The organism is Parcubacteria group bacterium (assembly GCA_016204045.1).
Classification (GTDB): domain Bacteria; phylum Patescibacteriota; class Minisyncoccia; order Phycocordibacterales; family UBA2135; genus JACQLQ01.
Genome location: JACQLQ010000002.1, coordinates 1 through 7,138, shown reverse-complemented (window position 1 = coordinate 7,138; position 7,138 = coordinate 1). Strand labels below are relative to the sequence as shown.

The 7,138-nt window shown below is 49.6% G+C and carries 4 protein-coding genes; all 4 read right to left on the bottom strand.

The genetic code is table 11. The features are described from left to right. Window positions 1-440, bottom strand: a 440-nt coding sequence (locus HY455_02385) for a hypothetical protein (GenBank protein ID MBI4118355.1), incomplete at its 3' end; no start/stop codon positions are given. Window positions 441-494: 54 nt separating this feature from the next. Continuing rightward, window positions 495-1,664, bottom strand: a complete 1,170-nt coding sequence (locus HY455_02380) for a hypothetical protein (protein MBI4118354.1) — start codon at window positions 1,662-1,664, stop codon at window positions 495-497. Window positions 1,665-1,898: 234 nt separating this feature from the next. Beyond that, on the bottom strand, window positions 1,899-2,579 hold the full coding sequence (locus HY455_02375) for a hypothetical protein (GenBank protein ID MBI4118353.1): 681 nt from the start codon (window positions 2,577-2,579) through the stop codon (window positions 1,899-1,901). 353 nt (window positions 2,580-2,932) lie between these two features. Beyond that, window positions 2,933-6,511: a hypothetical protein gene (locus HY455_02370; GenBank protein MBI4118352.1), complete on the bottom strand. Its 3,579-nt coding sequence runs from the start codon at window positions 6,509-6,511 to the stop codon at window positions 2,933-2,935. Between the last annotated feature and the right edge of the window lie 627 nt (window positions 6,512-7,138).

Sequence of the window (7,138 nt, the reverse complement as noted above, 5' to 3'; positions counted from 1 at the left end):
CCTCCTCCCCCACCGCCTCCCCCACCACCGACAGCACCCGTTTCTGAAGATGGTGTTACTGTGACGGTCTGCGGGGTATCTCCGCCTGGTCCTTTAAGGACGAGAGTGGATTCAGTAGCAGTACACGTGGTTGCCTCGACACGCTCGGTTGGACTTACGGTAAACTTGTTCCTGGTCGCTGCGGTAATGGAAAGCGCGGTTCCTTGCGACATTTGAACAGTGAAGTTTCCGTCATTGACTGTGATGGAGTCAACTGATGATTCGGTGACCGTGACCGTGACATCATTCGCTATGATTGTCGTTCCCACCTGTAATACAGCGTCAGTATTCGCCGCGCTGGCAAACATCGGGCCGAGGAAGAAGCTCGCTATAAGCGTCGCGAAGATGACAGCAACAAAGAACGGGAACGGACGTACAATTTCTAATAAAGAAGACTTCATGGGAATAATTGATAATTGATGAGTTAAAGGTAAGCAACTACGCGATCAAGTGGACTAGATTGGTTCACACGTCCCCGCCTCTACTCTAAGAGATTGCGCAAGAGCTGCGTCTGCCGCGGGGGTTGTCGTAGCGTAAATCCTGATGATAACACCGTTTGTTGCCCGCATCTGAATACATGTTCCTACATTTGTCCCACTTGAGTGGAGTTTGATGGATGTTGTTCCACTGCCACCCGCGTGAATGCTACCCACGACACCGAGCTTTGCAGAAAGCGCGGGGGTTGTCGTACCGATACCGATTGCGCTTCCAAATACCGATCCGAGTGTTGAGGTTGCCGCATTGTTTACGAGACTGACTGTGGTGGTGGCAAGCCCAGCAACGTCAAAGGACAAGCCTCTCACCGTAAGCGCGTTTGAGGTCGTTGCGTTTCCGCTAATGATAATGGCATCACCAGCGGCGTCACCTAATGTGACTGCCCCGTTTGTTGTCACTGCTCCAGTTACTGCAAGTGTTCCTTCAGTCGCGATGTTACCCGTAGCACCTGAAGTCGTTGCGAAGCCACCGACAGAGAAAGCATTTGCTGCAAGGGCTGTTACCGAGAGCCCTGTTGTCGAAGCGTTACCCACCGCATCAATTGCAAACAACTCGGTAAAGGTCGGACCGACAACACGGAACAAGTCCCCTGTCTGGCTCCCCTTGAAAGCACCAATGACGAGCGGAACGCTGTCGGTTGATGTTGCGTTCAAGAACAAGAGTGCCTTACCAGCGTTTGGAAGGACGACAGGAAGCGTTGTGGTACCAAGCGCCATGTAGTTGGTATCAACCGAATTGAAGCGTACTCCGATACCATTCGTAAGAATTAAACCACCGTTTGCGTCCGTTGATGAAGCGACGGTAACCCAGTTCACGCCATCGTACATCTTGAGAACGCGCTCTGTTGAGTTAAAATACACCGCGCCACTGGCGTCCGCTGTTGGGTTTGACGTTGCGCTGTCAAAGACCAATTGGTCGTAGAAGCGCGCCTGCCCAGTAACCAATACTGCGTTTGCTGTACTCGACGCCATGATGCTTCCGCTTGCGGTTATTGTTCCTCCCGTTGAGATGTTCGAGCTTATTGTGGTCGCTCCGGAAACTGCGAGCGTCACGAACATCAACGAAAGCACCACTGAGAGTGCGACTGAATAGATGCTTTTCTTCTTGAATAAATCTTTGATACGACTCATATGAGTAACCTTTGGTATTCCCAAAGAGTTTTATTTAGTAAACAAGACCAGATTAATAAAATACCTTAAATTTAATTTGCACTTACAGGCACGCTACACAAAAGCGAGCCCAACATGAATGCACGTTTACTTAAGTATAGATAACGCAACTCTTTGACGCAAAAAGGATCTGTGGATAACTCATGAAAAAGGCCGCCCCATAGGCGGCCTTTTTCATGCATTGAATTACGGGTTCTATAAATCTGCAAGGGCGGTTTGAAGTCCGGTTTCACCGGGGATTTCTGCAACCCCCTTTTTAAGGATTGCTCTCGCCTTTTCTGGGGCTTTCATTACCTCAAGGTAAAAATCTGCTGTTTGCGTGTATAGATAAGGCAACTTTGGGTCATTTTCTATTGCCTTTAGGTAGTTTTTCTCTGCCATAACAGGGTTTTTGAGATAATAGCCGTACAAAACACCCAAATTGCCAAACGATAGGGAGTTGTTGGGCCGTATGGCGCTTGCGTATTCCCACGCCTCAAGCGCCCCCTCATAGTCCTCAATTTCCTTGAGAAACAACCCGAGGTCAACCCATACGTTGAAGAGGGTCGGGTCTTGCTTCAGACTGGTTACAAGGGCATTTATTTTGCTTGCCATTTCCACTTTTGCAGGAGTTGACATTGAAGCCGGCATTGCGAATGACCTGTCAAGGTTTGGAATAGCAATAGTAGCGACTTGTGTCGTATTGTCTTTGATTCCAGGGGCTTTATCGGTATTTTCTCCAACAATTCCCCCTTCTTGGACATCTTCCCCGTCAACGTTTTGAGTTGTGGCGGTAGGAATCTGCTGTTTTGTAATAGTTGTGTAGACAAAATAGCCAACCGGAACCACCAAAACAAGGGCTGTTAGGGCGATTAGGATAAGTTTATTGCTTTTCATGGTAATAACCATTATATACAACCTTTCAAAATCGGCAACTGCGCCCGCATATTTCATATTTTAGAGAACAGGAGGTTTAACCTTTTTGCCATTTATCCACAAGAGTTATCAACACAATTAGAAGTTCTGCTGGGCTTTTGCTTAACCTGGGTGATGTGGGGCGAATCCGCCTACAGCTCTATATCGGCTGCGCTAGAACATTTTAGGTAAAACGAGCAGGTCCCACACGTTCCTCTGCATCGTGGAACAAAACCCATTCCTCAACCACACAAAAACCCGCCTATGGGCGGGTTTTTGTTAGCCCTCTGGACTTTTGCGAGAGCAAAAGTGCCGGAGCACAAGTGGCTAATTAACTAGTTGACGAATACTCGTGTCGCCATGTCCTGACCAGTGGTCGGGAATCCAGGGAGACCGTAACCGTTTGACCAGTCGAGCATGCTGTTTGAGGCAGCTGCGGCCGAGACGGTTGTCGTCGAGTTTGGTGACCATACGAATCGGTCAGTCGTTGAGGCGGAAGCCTCGATGCCGTTGACTGTTCCGACGTTGTATGTAGCAAGAGGAACATTGCGAATCTCGGCTGTGTCCTGCAAGAGCTTGATTGCAGCAGTTTCCGTGTTCGATGTAAGGTTCGAGATTGCGTTTGCGCGCAAGGTGTAGTCCTTGTACGATCCCGCCTGAATGACCCTGTCTGCTGCCGTGGCGTCAAAGTTAATCCTCAATCGTTCGTTTCCACCTACGTTAGCAGTGTTAGATGTTGAGGTTGCGACACCGGTTGCGTTCACCGCACCACTCGGACCGAAGACCTGAATGTCGGTAAGCGCTACGTTTCCTGGCGTTACGCTCAAGTTGTAGGTCAGTGCGCGCAAGGTTACGTCTCGGCCCGATGCTGCGTGAATCCTAACCTTGTAGAGGTCAGCTCCTGCCGCAAGTGCCGTTGCTGTCGTAATGTCTTCGACAGTGATCAAACCACGGTATGCCTTGGCTGCGTTTGCCGCAGTGTCGGCGCTTGAGCCGCTAATGTTTGTACCAGAAGCCGCACCCGTTGCGTAGTTACCGTTCAAACCGTTGTTGTCTCCGTCGTAGTTAACAGATAGCACGGCTCCAAAGGCGCCTGCAGAGCTGTTCACGTCCTGCGAGTTAAACGTGCCTTTAACTGTAAGGGTTACCGATTCTCCCGCGGCAATTCGAACCGGGGTAGAAAGGGTCGAGGTTGCGTTGTCCTGGTTGTTTCCAGCGCCAAGTCCGAACTGCCCTTCACCCACTTTGGTAGAGCCATTCCAGATTGAAACTTTCTGGCCAAGAATGTCTGCTGGCGTGTTGGAAGCTACGTTGCCAAGCTCAAGGGCAATCTGCTTAATGTCAATTGCTTCCTGTGTTCCTGCGTCAAAGCGGTACTTAGCAAGGACGACATCGGCTGCTCCTGCTTGAGCTGCCTTGAACAAGACTGATGTGTCGTTTGCAACAGTGTAGGTTCCACTTGCTGCTGCGGTCATGACTTGACCGTTTGCGTCGTTAAATGTTTCGGCAATTGTTACTCCAGATGTAAGACCACTTGCGCCTGTGAATGTTGCGGCGCCATCAAGACCCCACCAGTAGGTAGAAGTTACACCGGTCTTGACATCACACTTGAGTGACAATGTCTTTGAAGTTCCCTTTGCGAGCGTCAAACCTGTGCCATCAAAGGTGAGCGTTGTTGAAGACGCTGTGTCTGATGTTGACGGGTTCTTTACGTTTGAACCGCTTGTGATTGATGTCGAGCCGTCGTAGAGCTGACAGTTGGTAAGGTCAGTTCTCGTGCCTGCTGTGTCAAAGTAGAGAGGAAGCGAAGTAACTCGAATATCCTCACCTGACTGACTTACGTCCAAGATGTAGCGGGCAAACTCAAACTGAGTTGAACCTGCGATGACGGTTCGTGCTGTTGGCTGTGAAGAGACAGAGACCGAGAATGCTCCTGCCTTGACTGTCTGCGTTGAACCACTGACTGCTGACGATGGAGCAGGGGTAATGGTGTTACCAGTTACCTGGCCTGTTACCGTACCGAAGTCAGAGCTTGGCGTTGTTGAAGCGGCAATCGTATCGTTTGTTGTGAAGTCAGTGCCAAGTTTTGCCTTCAAGATGACGTTCGTAACACCGATTGGGAATGTCACGGCGTCTGAAAGTGTAATGGTGCCGTGGTTTACCGTTGCGCCAGAGCCGTCAGCCGGTCCTGCAAGGACCTTGCCGGCAGAGTCGACGAGGACGACGTTTGTGACGTCAGCCAAACCAAGGGCGGCAGCACTACCTGTAAGTGTAACGTTGAATGCAAGTTGGGTAACCGAGATAGCCTCACCCTTAACGTCGAAAGTAAATCCGGCAATCGGTTGATTGGCAAGGTTTACCGCGATGTTGTTTGAGGGGACTCCAGCTGTCCATGACGATACGTTCATCGTACCGTTCGAGACTGTAACCTGTGCTGCGTCGTAGTACGGGTTGTTTGTCGTCCTGAATGCTGCGGCATCAGCTGTGGTGCCGTCGCCAAACGGAGGCGTAATGCCAAAGCCGTAGAGGTTGCCAACTATGTCGATGTCCGTCCTTCGCTCAACGTCGAAGTCAACGTTTCGGTTTGAACCGCCGACAACGTCTGCGCGAATGCTGATGTCCTTAGAGAATCCTTTCTGGATCTTGAGGCCACCAGCTGGGAAGACCGTCGTGTAGTAACGACCTTCACGTTTTGTCTCGTACACAGTGCCATCAACGAGGGTTCGCACGTTTGCGATGTCTTCCGCTGCTGCTGATTCTGATTGGAACCAACGAATTGACCTCAAGGTAAGGTCTTCCGCTGATCCAGCAGTCAACTTAATACTTGAGAAGTTGTAGTCGGTTGTACCCACCTCCTTTGTCTGGCTTGAGCCTGGGTCAAGAGAACCGCGAGCAACTGTTGAGATAGTACCAATGGTAAGTGTGGCGTTGATTGTGTGTGCCGCACCAACAATCGGGAATGTTCCGTGGACAGCTGCCGAGGTGTTGACGCTAACAACTGAGAGGACCGGTTGTTCTCCTGCTGAAAGTGATCCAGCGGCCGCCATGTTTGCAGCAATAGTGACCGTCTTGGTTGTGCCCGCAGGAATGACGAAGTCGGTTCCAACTATCACCTGGTGGTTGGAGTTCAATGTCTTTTCAATTCCAATGATTGCGCCAGTTTCATCCAAGAGGACAATACCGGAAAAGTTTGTGTCAACCGCAAGACCTTGACGCTCAACAACCAAGCTGTTGACCGTAACTGGGCCATCAGCGCTTGCTGTCAAGTTCACCTTTGTGAACGGGAGACGTGCTGCGCCTCCTGGAGCAAGTGAGTTTGCAGGCTGATTCGGGTGCTTAGACACCGTAAGGCCTGAACCCATCGGTGTTACCGCTGGTGTTGCAGGCGTTGCTGGTGTTGCTGGTGTTGCCGGTGCTGCTGCACACAAGGCGTTTGCCTTTGCGCGAGATGATGGACCAAAGTAACCTGTTCCGACTGAAAGGTTAGCTGGTGCCAAAACTTCAGAAGCATACTTGTTCTGCCACTTGATGACAGCTGCTTTCGTTGCGGGACCGAAGGTCATTGTTTCGCTACCTGGAGCACCTGCGCCAGAGGAAGCAACCATCGTGTCAGATGAGCCGTTCAAGAACATTTGAAGCTTCTTGACGTCGTCACCGTTTGAACCAACGACGAGATCGCGTGTCCATGTGAAAGGACATGCTGTGCTTGATGCAGACGGAGTTTGCTGTGTGAGCACTGAGCGTGCTTGTACCGCTTTGTCCGCTGGGATGACTCCCAAGGCAATGAAGAGTTCCACCAACTCAGCGAGTGTAACCGCGTGAGCAGTAGGAACCGCAACAACGCCGAGGAGCATTGTTACTGCAACAAACAAGCCAATTGCTCTGTTTGCTGTAGAAGGAATAAATGTACTCATAAGGTTTTGTTTTGATGCAACTTCTCTCCCCCGAGAACTGTTCTCAAGGGTGAGAAGCACTACGGCTCGAACTCCATTGGATTATTTGTAAAGTAACAACGGAGCGTCGAGCAGTTTTTTGTCTTTTCGACACTTAATTAATAAACTAACTGATAATTTCTTTTTTGTTACAGGCATGCCCACATGCCTTTTTTGTTGCAATAGGGCATATCTGTTGTTCACCCTTCGTGAACTCCACGCATTGAGACCTGCGAGGCTTGGATTCGAACCAAGATGTTGGATCCCAATGCGTGGAGTTCACTTCTTCAGACAATCAATTTCTTTCGACCGAAATTAATTCAATCTAAAAGTTCAATTCAATAGTTGATGCGTTCGACGCAATTCAATCAATTCTTTCAATTCAGAAACACAATTCAGAAACATTATTAAGTTTTCAATGTGCTTCCATTACTTCCGTACTTTCGTCTCATCCATTCAATTCTTACCTGACACCGCACGCATAGCAGAAAGAAACTGCGTGGAAACCAGTTTCTTCTTCAAGACTTATTATATTACTGACCGTCGCACACCGCAAAATGCAATATGTGGATAACTCATTTCTTTTTAAGTTCGCGCCTAATAATCGTT

Excerpts from the sequence above, each read along its gene's own strand:
- HY455_02380 (MBI4118354.1), bottom strand. The coding sequence starts at position 1,664 with ATGAGTCGTATCAAAGATTTATTCAAGAAGAAAAGCATCTATTCAGTC.
- HY455_02375 (MBI4118353.1), bottom strand. The coding sequence starts at position 2,579 with ATGAAAAGCAATAAACTTATCCTAATCGCCCTAACAGCCCTTGTTTTG.
- HY455_02370 (MBI4118352.1), bottom strand. The coding sequence starts at position 6,511 with ATGAGTACATTTATTCCTTCTACAGCAAACAGAGCAATTGGCTTGTTT.